General features: G+C 64.7%; 21 protein-coding genes. 13 read left to right on the forward strand and 8 right to left on the reverse strand.

The features are described from left to right. The first annotated feature begins 246 nt into the window (after positions 1–246). Positions 247–1,233 (forward strand): ABC transporter substrate-binding protein, encoded by a 987-nt coding sequence (locus A3M7_RS0142035; protein ID WP_027549271.1) that lies wholly within the window; start codon positions 247–249, stop codon positions 1,231–1,233. A 249-nt stretch (positions 1,234–1,482) separates the two neighbouring features. Here A3M7_RS0142035 and A3M7_RS0142040 read toward each other — a convergent pair whose 3' ends face one another. From A3M7_RS0142040 to A3M7_RS0142055, 4 genes are read right to left on the reverse strand one after another with little or no spacing between them, the layout of a single operon-like run. Continuing rightward, positions 1,483–1,800: a response regulator transcription factor gene (locus tag A3M7_RS0142040; RefSeq protein WP_027549272.1), complete on the reverse strand. Its 318-nt coding sequence runs from the start codon at positions 1,798–1,800 to the stop codon at positions 1,483–1,485. Positions 1,801–1,851: 51 nt separating this feature from the next. Next, entirely contained in the window at positions 1,852–3,075 is a 1,224-nt protein-coding gene (locus tag A3M7_RS0142045; protein WP_027549273.1) for an ABC transporter permease, read from the reverse strand. Then, positions 3,072–3,797 (reverse strand): ABC transporter ATP-binding protein, encoded by a 726-nt coding sequence (locus A3M7_RS0142050; protein ID WP_027549274.1) that lies wholly within the window; start codon positions 3,795–3,797, stop codon positions 3,072–3,074. Before A3M7_RS0142050 ends, A3M7_RS0142045 begins: the two co-directional genes overlap by 4 nt. Then, positions 3,794–5,224 carry an efflux RND transporter periplasmic adaptor subunit gene (locus A3M7_RS0142055; RefSeq protein WP_027549275.1) on the reverse strand — a complete coding sequence of 477 codons (1,431 nt, stop codon included), beginning with the start codon at positions 5,222–5,224 and terminating at the stop codon, positions 3,794–3,796. Before A3M7_RS0142055 ends, A3M7_RS0142050 begins: the two co-directional genes overlap by 4 nt. Positions 5,225–5,822: 598 nt before the next feature. On the opposite strand from A3M7_RS0142055, the gene A3M7_RS0142060 reads away from it, so the two are divergent. The 7 genes from A3M7_RS0142060 to A3M7_RS0142095 all read left to right on the forward strand — a co-directional run bounded on the left by A3M7_RS0142060 (position 5,823) and on the right by A3M7_RS0142095 (position 9,477). After that, on the forward strand, positions 5,823–6,482 hold the full coding sequence (locus tag A3M7_RS0142060) for a response regulator transcription factor (RefSeq protein ID WP_027549276.1): 660 nt from the start codon (positions 5,823–5,825) through the stop codon (positions 6,480–6,482). A gap of 166 nt (positions 6,483–6,648) precedes the next feature. Further along, the gene (locus A3M7_RS0142070) at positions 6,649–7,050 is read left to right on the forward strand and encodes a hypothetical protein (RefSeq protein ID WP_027549277.1); all 402 of its coding nucleotides are present in this window, start codon (positions 6,649–6,651) and stop codon (positions 7,048–7,050) included. 118 nt (positions 7,051–7,168) lie between these two features. Beyond that, positions 7,169–7,561, forward strand: coding sequence for a curlin (locus A3M7_RS0142075; protein ID WP_027549278.1), 393 nt, complete (start codon positions 7,169–7,171; stop codon positions 7,559–7,561). A gap of 26 nt (positions 7,562–7,587) precedes the next feature. After that, positions 7,588–8,010 (forward strand): curlin, encoded by a 423-nt coding sequence (locus A3M7_RS0142080; RefSeq protein WP_245284455.1) that lies wholly within the window; start codon positions 7,588–7,590, stop codon positions 8,008–8,010. Between the two features lie 65 nt (positions 8,011–8,075). Continuing rightward, the gene (locus tag A3M7_RS0142085) at positions 8,076–8,516 is read left to right on the forward strand and encodes a curlin (protein WP_305728055.1); all 441 of its coding nucleotides are present in this window, start codon (positions 8,076–8,078) and stop codon (positions 8,514–8,516) included. 12 nt (positions 8,517–8,528) lie between these two features. Further along, a complete protein-coding gene (locus A3M7_RS0142090) occupies positions 8,529–8,813 on the forward strand; it encodes a hypothetical protein (protein WP_027549281.1) in 285 nt (94 codons plus the stop codon). A 205-nt stretch (positions 8,814–9,018) separates the two neighbouring features. Next, the gene (locus tag A3M7_RS0142095; RefSeq protein ID WP_027549282.1) at positions 9,019–9,477 is read left to right on the forward strand and encodes a hypothetical protein; all 459 of its coding nucleotides are present in this window, start codon (positions 9,019–9,021) and stop codon (positions 9,475–9,477) included. Positions 9,478–9,563: 86 nt separating this feature from the next. Here A3M7_RS0142095 and A3M7_RS0142100 read toward each other — a convergent pair whose 3' ends face one another. Continuing rightward, positions 9,564–10,406: a GNAT family N-acetyltransferase gene (locus tag A3M7_RS0142100; RefSeq protein ID WP_027549283.1), complete on the reverse strand. Its 843-nt coding sequence runs from the start codon at positions 10,404–10,406 to the stop codon at positions 9,564–9,566. Positions 10,407–10,506: 100 nt separating this feature from the next. Between A3M7_RS0142100 and A3M7_RS0142105 the strand changes: the two genes are divergently transcribed. Then, on the forward strand, positions 10,507–11,211 hold the full coding sequence (locus A3M7_RS0142105) for an SDR family oxidoreductase (protein ID WP_027549284.1): 705 nt from the start codon (positions 10,507–10,509) through the stop codon (positions 11,209–11,211). A 272-nt stretch (positions 11,212–11,483) separates the two neighbouring features. Continuing rightward, complete coding sequence (locus tag A3M7_RS0142110; RefSeq protein ID WP_027549285.1) at positions 11,484–12,320, forward strand: outer membrane protein; 837 nt, start codon at positions 11,484–11,486, stop codon at positions 12,318–12,320. Between the two features lie 71 nt (positions 12,321–12,391). Here the strand turns inward: A3M7_RS0142110 and A3M7_RS0142115 are convergent, their stop codons facing one another. Beyond that, positions 12,392–13,447 carry a serine hydrolase gene (locus tag A3M7_RS0142115; protein WP_027549286.1) on the reverse strand — a complete coding sequence of 352 codons (1,056 nt, stop codon included), beginning with the start codon at positions 13,445–13,447 and terminating at the stop codon, positions 12,392–12,394. Between the two features lie 323 nt (positions 13,448–13,770). Between A3M7_RS0142115 and A3M7_RS0142120 the strand changes: the two genes are divergently transcribed. From A3M7_RS0142120 to A3M7_RS0142130, 3 genes are all read left to right on the forward strand, one after another. Further along, on the forward strand, positions 13,771–14,178 hold the full coding sequence (locus tag A3M7_RS0142120) for a helix-turn-helix transcriptional regulator (protein ID WP_027549287.1): 408 nt from the start codon (positions 13,771–13,773) through the stop codon (positions 14,176–14,178). Then, positions 14,178–14,669, forward strand: coding sequence for an SRPBCC family protein (locus A3M7_RS0142125; RefSeq protein ID WP_027549288.1), 492 nt, complete (start codon positions 14,178–14,180; stop codon positions 14,667–14,669). Before A3M7_RS0142120 ends, A3M7_RS0142125 begins: the two co-directional genes overlap by 1 nt. 206 nt (positions 14,670–14,875) lie before the next feature. Next, positions 14,876–15,718, forward strand: a complete 843-nt coding sequence (locus A3M7_RS0142130) for a hypothetical protein (protein ID WP_027549289.1) — start codon at positions 14,876–14,878, stop codon at positions 15,716–15,718. Positions 15,719–15,721: 3 nt separating this feature from the next. On the opposite strand, the gene A3M7_RS0142135 is transcribed toward A3M7_RS0142130, so the two are convergent. Continuing rightward, the gene (locus A3M7_RS0142135; RefSeq protein WP_027549290.1) at positions 15,722–16,933 is read right to left on the reverse strand and encodes an ABC transporter substrate-binding protein; all 1,212 of its coding nucleotides are present in this window, start codon (positions 16,931–16,933) and stop codon (positions 15,722–15,724) included. A 46-nt stretch (positions 16,934–16,979) separates the two neighbouring features. Further along, the gene (locus A3M7_RS0142140) at positions 16,980–17,831 is read right to left on the reverse strand and encodes a fumarylacetoacetate hydrolase family protein (protein WP_027549291.1); all 852 of its coding nucleotides are present in this window, start codon (positions 17,829–17,831) and stop codon (positions 16,980–16,982) included. Between the last annotated feature and the right edge of the window lie 11 nt (positions 17,832–17,842).

Below are 17,842 nucleotides of genomic sequence, written 5' to 3' on the forward strand. Positions count from 1 at the left end.
ATGTCACCCCGCACGCTGCGGCGGTTCCAGGGCTATGAACTAAGGCGTGTATTCATAAAGGCGCAAACGCCAGCTTTTGGGATCTAAGCAGAAATTTTCTGCTCAATCAGCGTCTTGCCGGTTTTGACCCAATTTGGACATTGGGTTGCAGCGCCCAGGATCGACTGGCAGTCCTTTCTCACCCCACCGCCTCGTCGGAAAGTGTTAGGCTTGAGGCGTCGACGAGTTTTTCCCTGAGGGGGATGTATGCGACGCCGCGAGTTCATCACGCTTTTTGGTGGTACGGCAGCGGCGTGGTCGGCTACCGCGCGGGCGCAGCGACCAAAAGGGCGGCTTTACCGCGTTGGATATCTGTCGATGGGGACTGGGGAGCGCCTCTATTCCATGAAGGCGTTCGAAGAGGGCCTCCGCAAGCTCGGCTACCAACTTGGCGAGAATGTCGCCATCGAGTACCGCTTCGCCGACGGCGAGGTAGAACGACTGCCCGCGCTTGCGGCAGACTTCGTCCGGCTTCGTGTGGACATTATCGTCACCGGGTTCAATCCGCTCACGGAAGCGGCGATGAAGGCGACCACGACCATCCCGATCGTCATGACTACCGGCCTTGATCCGGTTCGCGCCGGGCTTGTCGCTAGTCTGGCGCGCCCCGGCGGGAATGTTACCGGGCTAGCCGTGGATGCGGGCGGCGAGATTTTGGCCAAGCGGTTTGAGATGCTGAAGGAAGCGCTGCCGGGCATCTCGCGTGTGGGTATTCTGTTTAATCCGGACGTTGCGGCTACTCGGACCCGGCTGACTGCGATGATGGAAATCGCCCCGACACTGGGGTTGACGACTATCCCCGCCGAAGCCCGTGGCTTGGACTCACTTGAACAGGCGTTTGCGCTGATGGTTCGGGAGCGCGTGCAGGCGTGCGTCATGCAGGGAGATAGTGTGTTATTCAACCACCGCAGCCAGATTGCAGAAATGGCCTTGAAGAATCGGCTGCCAGCCGTCTCTACCCAGAGAGAGTTGGCAGAGGCGGGCTTCCTTCTGACTTATGGGGCCGATGTTGGAGATCTCTATCGTCGAGCCGCCGCTTTCGTCGACAAGATTTTCAAAGGTGCGAAGCCGGCCGACCTGCCGATCGAACAACCGATCAAGTTCGAACTGGCGATCAATCTGAAGACCGCAAAGGCGCTTGGCGTCATCGTGCCGCCGCTGCTGCTCGCGCGTGCGGACGAGGTGATCGAATAAGGCTTGTCGCTTTGGCTTGTGGCCCTTCTCGAACCTCGTGCAATGTCCGCCCCAGCCAAACCGCGGCGCAAGTAAATTGTACCAGGCCATAGCAGACGATCGCGATACGCCCGTCTTCCCTGGGTCGGAGTGAATAATGTCTAACCAAATTCAAAATTCGAATAAATAGAATTATTTTGATGCTGGTCGCTTGACCCCGGTCTTGGGTGTCTTGCCCGACGGGCTGCCAAGGGATTGTGGCCGGGGCGGTTAGTCCGGCGCCGTCGGCACCCGCGGAGCCTGGGCGAGGGCCGGTGCCGGCTTGACGGCCGCCGGGTTGGCTACGCTCCTGGCCCGATCGGGCCGCAGCGAAAGCGGGACTGTCTTGAGCGCATAGATGATCGCGATCTGGGTCCGGTTCTGGAGGCGGTATTTGCGCATGATGTTGCCGATATGCGCCCGAACCGTGTTCTCCGAGATCTTGAGCTCGTAGGCGATGTTCTTGTTCTGCATGCCCCGCGCGATCAACATCATCAGCTCACGCTCACGCGGCGTCGGTGTAATCGAATCCTTCGGATCCGGGCTCATGACTGGCTCCTCGCTGGTCTTCTGGTTGATGCGGCCGCCCCCGGCATCTTCTCACTCCGTCTTGAGCGCCTCGATCGGGCTGAGTCTGGACGCCTTGTGGGCGGGGTAGAAGCCGAAGATCAGGCCGGTCGCGATCGAGAAGACGAGGGCAAGGCCGATCGCCTCGCCGTCGATCGAGGTGATCCATCCGGCCATGCGGGCGACGGTCATCGAGAGCGTGATGCCGCCGGCAACGCCGATGGCGCCGCCGAGCAGGCAGAGGACGAGCGCCTCGCAGAGAAACTGGAGGCGGATGTCCCGCATCCGCCCGCCAAGCGCGCGGCGAATCCCGATCTCCCGCGTGCGCTCGGTGACCGAGACGATCATGACATTCATGATGCTGATGCCGCCGACGAGCAGCGAGACCGAGGCGATGGCGACGAGCAGGAGCGCCACGGTGCGGATCGCGCCCTGCTGCGCTTCCATGGCGGCGGCCGGATCCTGGACCTTGAAGTCGTCCTCCTGGCCGGCGGGGATACGGTGGCGCTGCCGCAGCAGGCTTTCGATCTCCGATCGCGCGCCCGCCATCTGACCGTCCGCGGCCACCTTGGCAATGATGTAGGCGACCGAATCCCGGTTGATGTTGCTCGCGCTGCCGAGGAAGCGCAGCTTGGCCGTGCTGAGCGGCACGAAGGCGACGTCGTCCTGCGCCGGGCCCTTGCGATCGAGCACGCCGATCACTTCGAGCGGCACCTTCATGATCCTGATCTGCGCGCCGATCGGGTCGTCGCCCGGCGCGAACAGCTCGCGCGCGACCGTGCTGCCGAGGATCACGACCTTGCCGGCGCCGGCCTCCTCGGTGCCGGAGAAATAACGTCCGGCCGCGAGCTGCCAGTCGCGCACCATGAAGTGACCGGTCGTGGTGCCGTTGATGGTCGTATTCCAGTTCTTGCTCTCGTGGATGACCTGCGCCGTTCCGGCGATCGAACCGGCGGCGGCCTGGATCTCCGGAATCTGCTCGAGGATGGCCTGCACGTCGCTCTCGGTCATCGTCAGCTTGCTGCCGTCCTTGAGGCGCACGCCGCCCTGATAGACCGCGCCCGGCGTGATCATCAGCACGTTGGCGCCGATCGAGCGGATCTGCTCCTGGAGGCGAAGCTGCGCGCCGGACCCGATCGCGAACACCGTCACGATCGAGGCGACGCCGATCACGATGCCGAGCATGGTGAGGAAGCTGCGCAATGGGTTGAGGCGCAGGGCGTGCAGGGCGATCTGGAAACCCTGGAGCATCGTCATGACACCGCGCTCCGTTTCGGCAGCAGCGGAACCAGCGTCTCGTCGCTGACGAGCTCGCCGTCGTGCAGGCGGATCGTGCGCCGGCACTGCGTCGCGATGCCGGGGTCATGCGTGATCATCACGATGGTCTGGCCGGTCCGGTTGAGCGCGGCGAACAGCGCCAGGATCTCGGCGCCGGTGCGGCTGTCGAGCGCGCCGGTCGGCTCGTCGGCGAGCACGATCAGCGGGGAGGCGATCAGCGCACGCGCGATCGCGACGCGCTGCTGCTCGCCGCCCGAGAGCTGCCGCGGAAAATGATGGGCCCGGTGCAGCATGCCGACGGCCTGAAGGCTCTGTTCGGCGCGCGCCAGGCGCGCCTTGCGGCTGATGCCGCCATAAACCAGCGGCAGTGCGACGTTCTCGATCGCATTATGGCGCGCCAGCAGGTTGTAGGACTGGAACACGAAGCCGATGCTGCGGGCGCGCAAGGACGACCGGCGATCTTCCGAGAGCTCGGCGACATTCGCTCCCTCGAGATGGACCTCGCCCTCGCTCGGCAGGTCGAGCAGCCCGATCATGTTCATCAGCGTCGACTTGCCGGAGCCCGACGGTCCCATCACGGCGACGATCTCGCCCGGCGCGATGTCGAAGCTGACGTTGCGCACCGCCGCCACCGCGACCCCGTCGGTGCGATAGGTCCTGGATACGGACCGGAGACTGATGAGGGGATGGGGGGCAGTCATGATCCGAACCTGATTCCGAAAAACTCCATGCCCGCCGGCCGGATGGCCTGGCCGACGGCGACCTGGCTGCCTTCGACGAGGTCGCCGCTCTTGAGTGCGACCTGTTCGGTGCCGGCCGCGCCGACCGTCACCGCAACGCGCTGGAGCGAGCCGCCGGCAGTGCGCACCCACACGCCGCTGTGCGCGGTGGTCGGTTCCGGACGCGCGCCGGACGGCTGGAAACGCAGTGCGGCGAGCGGCACCTTCAGCACGTCGTCCTGCCGCTCGATCACGATCTTCACCAGGGCCGTCATGCCAGGCAGCAGGGCGCCGTCGAGATTGGAGGTCGACAGCACGACGGTGTAGGTGACGACGTGCTGCTGGTTCTGCGGCGCCTTGCGCACCTGCCGCACCACCGCCTCGAAGCGGCGGTCGGGGTAGGCATCCACCGTGAAATAGGCGCGCTGGCCGGAGGCGATGCGCCCGATATCGGCCTCGTCGACCTGGGCGTGAATCTCCATGTCTTCCAGGCGATGGGCGACCACGAAGGTGGTGCGCGACTCGAGGCCAACCGCGAGCGTCTGGCCCTCGTTGACGAACCTGCCGACGACGACGCCGTCGATCGGCGAGCGGATCACGGTGCGGTCGAGATCGGCCTGGGCCGCGGCGAGAACGGCCGCTTTCTCCGGCACCGCCATTCGGGCCTGTTGCAGCTCGGCTTCGATCCGGCGGACGTCGGCCTGCGCGCCTTCCACGGAGTAGGCGTTGAGCGACATGAGGACCTCGGCCTCGCGCTCCTGGGCCAGACGGGCCGTGAACTCGGTCTGTGCGTCGTCGACCGTCGTCGTCGCCACCACGTTTTGCGACTGGAGCGCCTGCTTGCGCTGCAAGGTCTTCTGTGCCGAGCTCTTGACCGCCTGGGCGCTCTCGAGCTTGGCGGCGAGCACGTCGCGGCTACCCTTTGCGTTCTGCAGATCGATCCTGGCGCGATCGAGCTTGGCGCGCGCGATGTCGACCAGGGAATTGGAGACCGCCAGGGAAGCCTTGGCTTCGTCGACCTTGGCCGCGAAGCTGCGCGGATCGATCAGGGCAAGCGGCTGGTCCTTGCTGACGGTGTCGTTGAAGTCGACATAGACCCGGGCGAGCTGCCCCGACAGCTGGGAGCCGACCTCGATCGTCTTGACCGGCTGTAGCGCGCCGGTCACGGTGATCGTCTGCTCGATGCTGCCGCGCTGGATCGCGGCATAGCGGAACATCGGCGTATCCGACCCGAAGGCCGAAGCTTCGCGCCTGCCGGGTACGAGCAGCCGTTTCGTCGAGTCATAGGCGTGAGCCGCCGTGTCTGCCGCGCTCCCGGCGGCGCCGGCGACGACGGCCGGCTCTGTGGCGAAGGCCGCGGCGAGGGCGCATGCAGCACCGAGCAAGGCAATAATTGGCACAAATCGCATATCAAAAACCCGCCTGCTTGAAATGGCTTCGTTGCCGGTGCGGAGCGAGATCGCGCTATGGTTGTAAATTGTCAAAATCGATATCGATACGTCAGTATGTCGTCGCGGCCGGGGCGTCGGTCGGGCGTGCTGAACGATCCAGAAGTAAAATGCGCGGGCGCGACCTTTCGTGATTTGCGTGAAGTGCATACCCGGCGTATTCCAGAGGTTGCGCGCGGTATCGAACTCGATAGCTGACTGAACGTCTCGTGTGGTTTGGCCCAACTGGCCGGCCGCCGGTGTTCGAGTTGGCGCATGAGTGGCGACACCATGACGCAGTTGGGCGATAGCTCGGTCGAGACGCCGAATTGCCGCATCCTCGATATGGCGTCTCGCGGTGACGCCGCCATCGGCGGCATCGAGACCTTTCCATCACGAAGCCCGATATGTGAACGCCTTCACTCGTCTCGGCCGGGTGTTGGCCTTAAGACGTCGAACCGACGGGCAGACGCGACTCGACCGGTTCTCGCCGGTGCATTCAAGAACCTTGTTATCGCTTGCAAGAACAATGGATGGCTCGTTGCTGGATCATCGAGGCCAGGTCCGGGAGTTTGATGCAATGGATTCAAATCAAGCTACAGTTTATGTCGTTGACGACGAAATCGAGATACGAAGCGCGATCGGCAGACTTTGCGAGGAGACGGGACATCAGGTGAGGCTGTTTGCCTCGACGGACGAATTCCTCAGGGAGAGCCTTTCCGACGGACCCTCATGCCTCGTGCTCGACGTCCGCTTTCCCGGCACGTCGCCGACCGGACTGGAGCTTCAGCGCAAGCTCGCCGAATCGGGCGTGCCGATTCCGATCGTTTTCATCAGCGGCCACTCCGACGTCCGTGTCTCGGTCGAGGCGATGAAGCGCGGCGCGGTCGAGTTTCTGCCAAAACCCTTTCGCGAACAGGAGATCCTCGATGCGATCAGGCATGGCATTGAGCGCGACCGCAGGCGGATGGAGCGCGAACGCGCCGTGCGCGAGGCCCGGCAGCGCGTCGAGGCGCTGACGTCGAGGGAGCGCGAGATCATGCTGCTGATGGCCGAGGGGCTTGTCGCCAAGCAGATCGCGGCGAGGCTTGGCGTGAGCGAAGTGACGGTGAAGGTCCATCGCGCCCGGATGATGCGAAAGATGGAGCTGCGGTCGCCGATCGAGGTGGCGCGGCTAATCGACAGCATGGGACGCGAAGCCGAGACGACGCGCGCCAGTGCGGGACAGCCGCAAATCTGAGGTTGCGAGTGGCGACATGCCGCGCAACGTCTAGTCCGTACCGATTAGCATGAACTGCAGTCTGTCGCGATTGCCGCGATCGGTTCAGAGTTATCCCACGATGTCGGTCGCATTCAGGACCAGCATCCGAAACCAGTCAGACAACTTGGCCAGAAAGGGATACTCCATGCGCAAATTGTTTTTTGCTTCCGTTGCCGTGCTCGCTCTGTCTTCCGCGGCCCAGGCCGCCAACACGTCCACCACGGTGCAGCTCGGCATCGTGAACTCCTCGAGCGTCACGCAGAACGGCCTCACCAACGACAGCTCGTCGACGACCCAGGTCGGCATCCTGAACGGTGCGTCCACCATGCAGGGCACCAGCTCGCCGTCGCTCAACAACACCAGCACCGTGAACCAGATCGGCGTGCAGAACTCGGCGACCACCGGCCAGGTGGCCTTCATTAACAACGGCAGCTCGATCACCCAGAATTCGTTCGGGCCGGCCGCACTCCAGAACAACTCCGCCAGCGTCGGCCAGCTCAGCGGCTTCGGCATCAACACGAGCACCGTCTCGCAGACGGCGCACTGAACCATCTCGTCGACCGGACGCGTCACAGCGCGGCGCGTCCGGCCCATTCTCGAAAGCACCGCCATCGGGCGGGCCGACCAGTCAGGGATCGCTCGCCTATTCTCGCGGAGGACATGACATGCGGATCACCTATCTCGTTGTGACGGCCATCGCGCTCAGTGCGCTCTCTGCCGTCGATGCAAAGGCCGGCAACTCGGCCAGCGTGCTGCAGTTCGGCACGACCAACAGCTCCTTCATCTCGCAGACCGGCTCAACCAGCAACAACGCCACGACGTTGCAATTCGGCGCGACCAATACGGCGACCACCTTGCAGATGGGCTCGCTGCTCACCGTCAACACCGCGGTGACCGGGCAGGGCGGCACCACCGCGACGGCGTCCAACACGGCGCTGACCGGCCAGGTCGGCGGCGCCAATTCGAGCCTGATCGGCCAGATCGGCGCGAACAATGTGGCCGGCGTCGGGCAGCTCGGAATCCTGAACGGCTCGACGATTCTCCAGCAGACACCGTGAGCAATTCGGAAGTGGTGAGGCACGTCATGAAACGTCTCTTGAAACGTCTCTTGGGAAGCGCGGGTGCCGCAACGCTCGCCCTCGGCTGCGCCGGCGCCGGATCGGCCGGCGCCCAGACCGCCGACATCAAGACCATCGTGTCGGTCGGCGGACCGCCGGTCGTGCTGAACCAGAACAGTCAGCTCAACATGGCGGGCGTGTTCATGATCGGCGGCAGCACCAGCGCGACCGTTGTGCAGCACGGCACCAACAATGCCACGGGCGTCCTGCAATTCGGCGGGACGAATTCGGCGTCGATCGGGCAGGTCGGGATGAACAATTTCGCCTTCGTCGGCCAGACCGGCCAATCGGCGACCAGTCTCGTGTCACAGCTCGGCGCCATGAACACGGGCACGGTGGCGCAATTCAGCAAGGTCAACACTTCGACGATCGTCCAGACCGGTCCGTAAGGACGCGCGAACTCATCGGCGTCGGGAACCAGCGGGGAAGCGCGATGCGGTGCGGCAGAGAGGCCTTGAAGCGGGTTCTGGCTGTGGCGGCGTTGCTTGTCGCCGTCGGCACGGCGACGCAGGCGCCGGCCGGATCGGTCCAGCGCAGCGTGACCAACCGGAACGTGAGCATCGAGACGATCGTGCAATTCGGCAACGACGTTCAACCTGTCACGATCGAGGAGAACAGCCGCATCAACATCGCGCGGGTGATCCAGATCGGCGGAACGGGAACGGTGGATGCGACCATCATCCAGAACGGCACGCGCAACTATGCTAATGTGATCCAGGTGGGCGGCACCACCAACGCTGCGATCGGTCAGTCCGGCCTCAGCAACACCGCCGACATCACCCAGATCGGCAATTCCACCAACGCGCTCCTGCTTCAGATCGGCGACATGAACTCGGGAGCGGTAAGGCAGTTCGGACGTTTCAACTGGCTGGCGATCTTTCAGTTCGGCCGATGATGGAGGTATGACATGAGGTTGCTCCTGCTCGCATCCGGAATAGGATTCATGAGCGTGGTTGCGATGGCGCCGGCCGGGGCCGGCGATGGCCATACCACGGTGGTCCAGGACGAAAACGGGACGGCGGCGATCACGCAAAGCGGCGATCCCGCGCAGGCCGAGGTCAGGATCGAGAAAGAGCCCGGGCGCACCACCGTGTACCGGCGCAGCGGCGGAAACACCGCGATCGTGACGCAGGGCACCGGCAATGCGCAGGACTTGCTCGATTGGCTGCGCAAGCACCAGCAAGACCACTGACACATCCGCTGTCGCAAGAAGGCCCGTCGTCCGTGACAGGACGACGGGCCTCGTTGCAAAGGCGGAATTCCGGGCGTTCTGCCGCACCGGGTTCCCCGTTAATCCCGTGTCTTAACCAATAATTAATTATACGTTTGCGGGTGGGCGACAGCCCGGCCTAGCGTGCGGTGGGGAGCCGCCGAAGCCAAACGAGTTGGTGCGTATCATGATGTCCAGATCACATGGCAGATCATATGGGGCGCTGTTCGCCTCGCTCAGCGCAGCCGCGCTACTCCTTTCGTCCAGCGACGGTTTTTCAAGGCCCGGCGGCGCCGCTCCGCATGGGTTCACTGCGGCGCCGCCGACTGCGGCAATGCGTCCGCCGATCGCGCCGGGTGCGCGGTTCCGCGGCCGCAACACGCCGTGGGTCTATTGGCCGGGCGGAGGCGGGTTCTTTTACGACGGCGCAGGCTATAGCCAGCCCTTCGCCGATGCCGGACAACCGCTCTCCACCGACGTGCGCTACACCTACACTTATGACGTTCCCTGGGACTGGACGCATCGCTTCCCGCCCAACGTGGTGCCGTCCGATCGGCCCTATGTGCCGAGCTGCCCGACGGAGCAGGTGACGGTGCCCGGCCGCGGCGGCGGCGATCACACCGTCAACATCATGCGCTGCTACTGAGCAGCGCGTTGCTTTTTGAGCATGATCTCTTCGGAAAACCGCTTCACGCTTTGCGCTAACGCGGCCCTTCGGGTCCGGATCATGCTCTAACCCAGCTCGAAGCTGGTCACGCCGAAGACACGGTCGAGCCGCAGCGGCGGGATCGGCCCCGTGTACATTCGCGCCGTCTCGAACACCGGCCTGAGGCCGAGCTGTTCCGCGAGCGCGATGGCCTCGCGATTGACGGCGGGGACATCGAGGAAGACTTCGCCACCGTCCGCGCTCGCCAGCAAGGCCTGCACGACCGCTTCGGCCGCCGCGCGATCGTCGGCGACGAGCGGGCCGATCTTGCGGCCGGTCCGGCACGGGCGGACCACGCCCCATGCGGCGAGCTTGCCGTCACGCAGCAGCGCGCGGCCGACATGGCCCGATGTCTTGATCCAGGTGCGCAGGAAGCCGCTGCGCCTGGCGGGGAAGACCGTTGCGTCGTCGGCTTCGACGAGCGCGAACGGGATCGTGTCGAGCGCGACGACGTCGGCGGGCGGCCCCGGCGGCGCGGCGACGGTGCCGCCGTAGCGGATATTGGCGTAGGCAAGCTGGAAGCCGGACTTTTTGTAGTTGTCCTGCTGCGCCACGACGCCGTCGAGGCCGATCACGCGGGGACGCGCATGCGCGATCGCCGCGTTCCAGATGCGCAGGCCGTGGCCTGAACCGCGGAGGTCCGCGCGCACGATGTAGAAGCCGAGAAAGGCGAAGCGGTCATCGTAATTGACGCAGGAGACGGTCGCGACCGGCTCGCCGCCGATCTCGCCGACGAAGAAGCCTTGCGCGTCGGGGATGGCGAAACAGGCGGCATCGGACAGGCCCGGATTCCAGCCCTCGGCTGCGGCCCAGTCGACGGCGATGGAGATCTCCTCGGGGCGCAAATTGCGGATCTGCAAATCGCTCATGGCGGATGCCTTCGACGGTGGACCTGCCGGCAAGTCTGGCGGTAGAAGGCCTCATGATAGGCCGGGCCCGCGGCCCGCCTCAAGACAGGGATGATCAGTCATGGCAACAGAGAAAGTCGCACTCGTCACCGCCGGCGGCAGCGGCATGGGGGCAGGGGCCGCGCGGCGGCTCGCGGCCGACGGCTTTCGCGTCGCGATCCTGTCGTCCTCCGGCAAGGGCGAGGCGCTGGCAGCCGAGCTCGGCGGGCTTGGCGTCACCGGCTCCAACAAGTCGAATGACGATCTGAAGCGCCTCGTCGACGGCGCGATGGCGAGGTGGGGGCGCATCGACGTGCTCGTCAACAGCGCGGGCCATGGACCCCGCGCGCCGATCACGGAGATTACCGACGAGCAGTGGCACACCGGACTCGATACGTATCTCCTCAACGTGATCCGGCCGACCCGGCTGGTGATGCCGGTGACGCAGGCGCAGAAGAGCGGCGCCATCATCAACATCTCGACCGCCTGGGCATTCGAGCCGAGCGCGATGTTTCCAACCTCGGCGGTGTTCCGCGCAGGCCTTGCCGCCTTCACCAAGATCTTCACCGACACCCATGCCGCCGACAACATCCGCATGAACAACGTGCTGCCGGGCTGGATCGACAGCCTGCCGCAGCTGGATACGCGCCGCGACAGCGTCCCGATGAAGCGCTACGGCACGGTCGAGGAGATCGCGGCGACGATCTCGTTCCTGGCGTCCGACGGCGCGGCCTACATCACCGGCCAGAACATCCGAGTGGACGGTGGGCTGACGCGCTCGGTCTGACGCCGGCAGATTCGCATCGCGTTCGCGCGGGCCTTGTCGTGATGCGACACGGCCGCGCGCTGTGCGCCGCCGATGAAGGACGAGGCGTGGCCGCTGGGTCACACTCCTCATCCGCTCGCGCGACGTGGGGCGCACACTACGTCACAGTCCCTATGAACTTCGTCGCAGCCCAAGACGGCATGGGGCCGGCAGCCTATGCCCGATCTGCGCCGGATGCCTCTCGCCCGCGCGCATTCGAAACGCGAGCTGATCGCGTGGGCATGGAGACTGGAATGAAGACGTTTTTGCTGGCGGTCGCTTCGGTTGTTTTGGGCACCGCATCGGTGCAGGCGGCCGACCTCGCGGCGCAGTACACCAAGGCGCCGATGATGGCGCCGGCCTACAACTGGACCGGATTTTACGTCGGCGGCAATGTCGGCGGGCAGTGGGGCAGCTCCGATCCCAGCACCTCGACCGTGTTTACTCCGGCTGGCTATTTCAACGCCAGCAGCGTCCCCGCCGTCAACACGGTCGGTGCCCAGGGCATCAACAGCTCCAGCGTGACCGGCGGCTTCACCGCCGGCTACAACTGGCAGGTCAACCATGCCGTGCTCGGCCTCGAAGGCGACATCAACTATTTCGGCTTCAAGGGTAGTGCCTCGGGCACGGCCCTGTATCCCTGCTGCGCACCGGACACCTTCACCGTCAATTCGTCGGTCTCGGCTGACTGGCTCGCCACCATCCGCGGCCGCCTCGGTTTCCTGGCGGCTCCGACCTGGCTGATCTACGGCACCGGTGGTGCCGCGATCTCCGAGGTGAAGGGCAACTTCACGTTCACCGACACCTTCCTCGGTGGTGCGGCCGAATCCCGAACGATCCGCGACACGCGTATCGGCTGGACCGCAGGCGTCGGCACCGAATATGCCTTCGGCGGCGGCTGGTCGCTCAAGGCCGAATATCTCTACGTCGATCTGGGCCGCGCTACGGCAACCAGCACCAACCTGGTCGGCTCCGCCGGCACGTTGCCTTTCCCGAGCAGCGTCTTCACCCACTCGGTGGACATCAAGTCGAACATCGTGCGTGTCGGCGTGAACTACAAGTTCGGCGGACCGGTCGTCGCCAGATACTGAGCTTCATCCCGTTCCGGATCTGGCGTGGAAAGCCCCGGCTCAGCCGGGGCTTTCTGTTTCGAGGGCCGGCTTCAGTGCGAGGCCACGAGCTTCGCCAGCGCCGGCAGGATCCTGTAGCGCGCGATCTCGTGCGGATATTCGCCGCGATTGGCCAGCAGCACGATGCCGATCCGCCGCGCCGGCACCAGGCCGAGATAGCCGGAGGCGTTGTTCAGGCCGCCCGGCTTGTCGACGACGGTGGCCTCGGGAAGATGCACCGTCTCCCAGGCCATGCCTTGCCCGAATTTCTCGTCGACGCGGAAGGCCTCGTGCTGGGTCATCCGCAGCGCCTCGCGCAAGTGCGGATCGACCGAGCGGCCATCGACGCAGGCCGCAACGAAGGTCGAAAGATCCCGCGGCGAAGAGAACACCTGGCCAGTGCCGGGAAAGTCAAAATAGCTCTGCTGGTTGCCGCGCGGCCCGATCGCCATGCCCTGATCCGAATAGCCCTGGACGACCCGCTGCATCCACGCTGCATCCATGACGGGGCGATTGTCCTCGCCGCGTTCGGGCACCGAGGTTGCGGTCATGCCCAGCGGCTTGAAGATGCGCTGTTCGAACTGGGTTGCGATCGGCGTGCCGTAACAGCGTTCGAGCACGAGCTGGAGCAGCACGTAGCCGGCATGGCTGTAGATGCGCTGCCTGCCGGGCGCTTCGCCAGCCCGCGGTCTCCAGGCGTTGAGCATCTCGATGAACTGTGCGCGCGAGAACTGCTCGTTGGGCCAGGGCGGATGGTCGGTCGGCAGCAGCAGTCCCGACGTGTGCGTGACGAGCTCGCCGACGGTGACGCGGCGGATGCTGTCGCCGGTGAGCTCGGGCAGGTATTTCGGCAGGGGATCGTCGATCCGCAGCTCGCCGCGAAGCGTGCCGAGCGCGACCAGCGTCGCCTCGAACGGCTTGCGCAGCGAGGCTAGGTTAAACAGCGTGTCCGATGTGACCGGCCGTCGCGTCGTGTCGTCGGCAAAGCCGTAGTTGAAAAACTCGACATGGCGGCCGGCATAGAGCGCGGCGGCGAGGCCGCCCGGTTGGTCCGGCGTCGCGGTCGGCGCCAGCTCGTTGGCGACGATGTCGCGCATCTGCGCGATCATGTCGGAATCCGCGGCCGCCTTGCGCGGGCTGATGAGGCTGATTGCGAGCGGAAGCAGGGCCGCCTTGGCGAAACCACGCCGGCTGATCGAAAGAGGTCGTGAGGTGACAAGTGGGGACACGCGCTTGATGAACAGATTGCCGTCGCCCCCGGCGTCAGTCGTACCTGCAAACCGCGTCCCGCCTCAATTCACAATCGCGCGCTGGAAGTTCCGCAGCGGACCTTCCAGCCGCCGATCCGCGTGCGGCCGCGCCGACGGATTTTACTTAGCTTGCCGGCTAACAATCGTTGACGTGGGTTCGCGGCGGGTCTATAGTTAGCTTCATGGCTAACCAATTGTCTCGACTGGACCAGATTTTTTCCGCGCTCGCCGACCCGACACGGCGGGCGATCGTGATGCGGCTATGCGCCGGCGAGGCCTCGGTCGGCGAGCTCGCCGAGCCGTTCGAGATGGCGCTGCCGAGTTTCATGAAGCACATCCACGTGCTGGAGCTGAGCGGACTGGTGCAGTCGGAGAAGTCCGGCCGTGTACGCACCTGCCGCCTCAGCCCCGAGGCGCTCGTCGGTGCGGAAGACTGGTTCCAGCACCAGCGCGCGATCTGGGAGGCGCGTCTCGACCGGTTCGAGGCCTATGTGATGAAGCTCAAGAAGGAGAGGGCGGCTGCCAGGCAGCCGTCCAGAACGACCGACAAGACAACCAACAAGCCAAGCAAACGGAAAGGTACTGAGTGATGACGAATGCTGCCAACGCCGCCCTGTCGCAATGGTCGATCGACCGCGAGATCGTGATGTCGCGCGTGATCGACGCACCGCGTGATCTGGTGTTCGAGGCGTGGTCCGATCCGAAGCACCTGCCGCAATGGTTCGGGCCGAAGGGATTCAAGATCGAGACCTTCGAGATCGACGTGCGCGTCGGCGGCGTCTGGCGCTTCAACATGATCGGTCCTGACGGCACCGTCTATCCGAACCGCATGCGCTTCCGCCGCATCGAGCGGCCGTCGCTGATGGAGATGGATCACGGCGTCGACCAGGACGACGATCCCAGCATGTTCCGCTTCACCCTCACCTTTGCCGAGCAGAGCAACGGCAAGACCGTGCTGATGATGCGGCAACTGGCCTCGAGCACCGAGCAGCGCGACCACATGATCGGCTTCGGCGCGGTCGAATACGGCTACCAGACGCTTGATAAGCTCGCGGCCTATGTGAGCGGGCTGAAGAAATAGAACGCCGGCGTGATACCGGGGGCCTCGAAGGAGCGCCCCCGGAATCAAACTCGGAAAACGCCCGGAGACGCCGTCGCCTTCGCGAATATGACAACGCGCGGGCCAATTATGACAGCGGCGCCACGCAGATTCTTGTCGCGCCGTGCTGCAGATTTATGACAGAATTGCTACCGTTGAATGTCAAGATGACTACAGCGGAGCGATTCATGTTGCAGTGGCAGGCGCGGTCAAATCCCCTCGCGTGGTGGTGGGGGTCGCTCACGCTCGTCAGCAGCGCCAACATTCTCGTCTGGTTCATGCTGTATCGCGAGTTCTATCCGACCGTTGCCGGCAGCGCCGGCGGCGGTTCGGATATCGGGCTGATGTTCCTGCTGTGCGCCGGCTATGTGTTCGGCTGCGCGTTCCGATCGTTCCTGCCGCGCGCCGACGTGCAGCGCATCTGTCTGTTCGACACCTGGCTCTCCAGCGTGTTCGTCGGCCGCACCGTCGCGACCGTGGCCGAACTGTGCTTCGTCGCGCAATGGGCGATCATCCTGCATCAGCTAGGTCACATGACGGGGGCGGAGACCGCGGTGAACATCGCGCTTGTGATCGTGCCCATCATCATCATCGCGGAGTGCTTCTCGTGGTACGCGGTCGTCACCACCAACTTCCTCTACAACGCGATCGAGAACTCGCTGTGGGCGGTGACGTTTTTCCTCGCCGGCATTGCGCTGTGTCGCCTCATGCCGGAATTCCAGGGCGTGGTGCGCTGGGCACTGATCGCCGGCATCGTCGGCATCGCCTGCTTCCTCGCCTTCCTCGTCACCGTCGATGTGCCGATGTATCTCAGCCGCTGGCGGGCTGGGCATGAAGAGGGCAACAGGCTGCTCGGCTTCCTCGAAGGCCTGCATGACGTCGCGACGCGGTGGGTGGTGACCCACGACATCGCGCACTGGAAGGGCGAGCTGACCTGGATGTTCCTGTATTTCAGCGCGGCGGTGTGGTCGAGCCTGGCGCTCTGCGCGCTCTATGCGATGGAAGGCTATCTCACGCGTTATCTCGCCTGAGCGTTACTTGCCGACCAGGCTGCACTTGCTGCGGTCGAGCGGGCGGAAGGCCTGGTCGGGCGGGATCGTCGCGACCAGCTTGACGAAATCCCACGGGCCTTTTGACTCTTCCGGCGTTTTGACCTGGACCAGATAGAGATCGTGCACCATGCGCTGGTCCTCGCGGATGCGGCCGTTGGTGGTGTAGGCATCCGACACCGGCGTCGCCTTCATCTTGGCCATCACGATCGCGCTGTCGTCCGAGTCGGTGTCCTTGATGGCCTGCAGATAGTGGCGTACGGCGGAATAGACCCCTGCCTGGATCTGCGAGGGCATCGCCTTGCGGCGCGCATGGAACGCATCGGAAAATTTCCGCGCCGCCGGCGAGACGTCCTCGAAGAACGAGGTCACGATAAGGTCGCCGCGTGTCGCCTTCAGGCCGACCGCTTCGATATCGACATTCTGGAACGACATCGGCACGATCTTCATGCCCTGCGCGGCGAGCCCGAATTCTTCGGCCTGCTTGATCGCGGTGGCGTTGTCGCCGGCGACGTTGATTGCGAGAATCTTTGCACCCGAGGACTGCGCCTGCAGCAGGAACGAGCTGTAGTCGGGCGTGCCGAGTTGGGCTTTCACGCTGCCGGCAACCTTGCCGCCGAGCTCGGTGATGCGGGCGCGCGCGGTCGCCTCGATCGAATGGCCGAAGGCGTAGTCGCCGGTGATGAAGAACCACGGCTCCTTGCTGGTCTGCATGATGCCGGAAACCACGGCGGTCGCGGTGGAGTAGGCGTCTTGGGTCCACTGCACGCTGGTTGGCGCGCAGGCCTCATCGGTGAGCTGGTTGGCGCCTGCGCCGGAGACGAGGAAGATCCTGCCGTTGCCGCGTACGAGCTCCTGCACCGCGAGCGCCGCGCCCGAGCTGCCACCGTCCGCGATCGCCTGCACGCCGTCGCTGAACCACTTTCGCGCGAGTGAGGCTGCGAGGTCCGGCTTGTTCTGGTGGTCCGCCTGCAGGATCTCGATGGGCTTGCCATTGATCTTGCCACCGAACTCCTCCGCAGCCATGCGCGCTGCCTCGGCCGAGCCCGGGCCCATGGCAGTGGCGAAGATCCCGTTCATGTCGGTGAGGACGCCGATCCGGATGGCTTCGCCCTTGATTTCGGCGCGTGCGGCGGTGCCTGCGAGCGCCAGCATGATCAGCAGGATGGCGGTGGAGGTCGTGCGGTGAATGGCCATGGCGTTTCCTGATTTGTTATCGTTTTGATTTGATCGAAGGCAGAGCTCACTCCGGTTCGGCGATGACCTTGTTGCGCAAGGTTCCGATGCCGGAGATCTCGACCTCGACGGTGTCGCCGGGGCGCATCCACAAAGGCGGGGTGCGCTTTGCGCCGACGCCGCCGGGCGTGCCCGTGACGATGACGTCGCCGGGGACCAGCGGGCAGATCGTCGAGATGTAGGCGATCAGCCCGGGGATGGCGGTGATCAGGAGATCGGTGGTGGTGTCCTGTACCACCGTGCCGTTGAGCCGGGTCCGCAAGGTCAACTTTGACGGATCGGGGATCTCGTCAGCCGTCACCAGCCACGGGCCGAAGCTGCCGCTCTCTGCAAAGGTCTTGCCGGAAAGGAACTGGCTGGTGTGGCGCTGCCAGTCGCGGATACTGCCTTCGTTGTAGCAGGAATAGCCGGCAATGTGGTCGAGCGCGCGGTGCGCGGGGATGTGGCGGCCTTCCTTGCCGATGACGAGCGCAAGTTCACCCTCATAGTCGAAATCGTCGCTGACTTTCGGCTTCACGATCGGCTGGAGATGGCCAACCTGGCTACAGGGAAAGCGCACGAACAGCGCCGGCTTCTCGGTGACGGTACGGCCGGTTTCGGCGACATGGTCGCGATAGTTCAGGCCGACGCAGATGATCTTGCCCGGATCAGGGATGACGGGTGCGAAGCTGATCTTGTCGAGGGCATGATCGGGCGTCATGGACGCGACGAGCTTTGCCGCCTCGGCAACGCGATCGGCTTCGAGCAGCTGCCTCAGTGTCCTGAGGCCTGCCATGCGTGCGCCGAGATCGACCACGCCGTCGTCCTTGACGGCCCCGAAGGAGGCGCGACCGTCGGCGATGAAAGAGAGCAGCTTCATGAGATATCCTT

This window comes from Bradyrhizobium sp. WSM2254, assembly GCF_000472645.1.
Classification (GTDB): domain Bacteria; phylum Pseudomonadota; class Alphaproteobacteria; order Rhizobiales; family Xanthobacteraceae; genus Bradyrhizobium; species Bradyrhizobium niftali.